The following is an 876-nucleotide window of genomic DNA, read 5'->3' on the forward strand; positions in this document are numbered from 1 at the left end:
GCCCCAGCGCGGATCGTTGAGGTTGAACATGCCTTGGGCGCGTTGCTTGAGCCGGCCTGGCAAGCTCGTCAAGGTCTGCAGCACGGGGTTCAGATTCATGGGATCAAACTCACTTTTTTTCATTACACCGACATTGTGCCTAATGAAATCGCCATATCAGACAAGGTCCTCGGCAGTTTGGGGGATTTCGTCGGCCGGCGGATTGGCGGCATAGGCAGCCAGCAACGCCCGCAGAAGCGGCAGGCCTTCGCCTGTTTGTGCACTCACGAACACCCGTTCAACGCTGTGGCTTGAGCCCTCAAACGCGTCCCTGAGTTCGAACATGTCTTTCAAATGCAGGGGGAAGCTGGCCTTTTCAATAGCGTCCAGTTTGTTGAACACGAGTATTTGCGGGACATCTGCCGCGCCAATCTCAGAAAGAACGCGCTGAACCTGCTCTATCTGCTCCAGATAATCAGGGTTGGCGCCATCCACCACATGCAGTAATAAATCAGCGTCCGCCGCTTCCTGCAAGGTCGCGGCGAAGGCATCTATCAGGCCGTGCGGCAAGTCGCGTATAAAACCCACAGTGTCCGATAAGGACACGGAGCGGGCGGAGTCACCCAGATAGAGCTGCCTCGTGGTGGTGTCGAGCGTGGCGAACAACTGGTCGGCAGCATAGGCTCGCGCTTTGACCAGCGCGTTGAAGAGCGTGGATTTCCCTGCGTTGGTATAGCCCACGAGAGAAATTGTGAAGGAATTGCGGCGTTCGCGCTGCTTGCGCTGCGTTTGGCGCTGCTTCTTTACCTTTTGAAGGCGCTCTTTGGTCCGCTTGATGGCATCACCAATCATGCGCTTGTCGAGCTCGATCTGCTTTTCACCGGGACCACCCCGCAC

Annotated in this window: 1 protein-coding gene; it reads right to left on the reverse strand. The window is 56.7% G+C overall.

Annotation, left to right across the window (positions count from 1 at the left end; all coding sequences use genetic code 11):
- Window positions 1-156 precede the first annotated feature (156 nt).
- On the reverse strand, window positions 157-876 hold a 720-nt coding region (hflX, locus tag AC1D0Z_RS23130; RefSeq protein ID WP_477660466.1), incomplete at its 5' end, for a GTPase HflX.

Source organism: Polaromonas sp. P1_E3 (assembly GCF_056405935.1).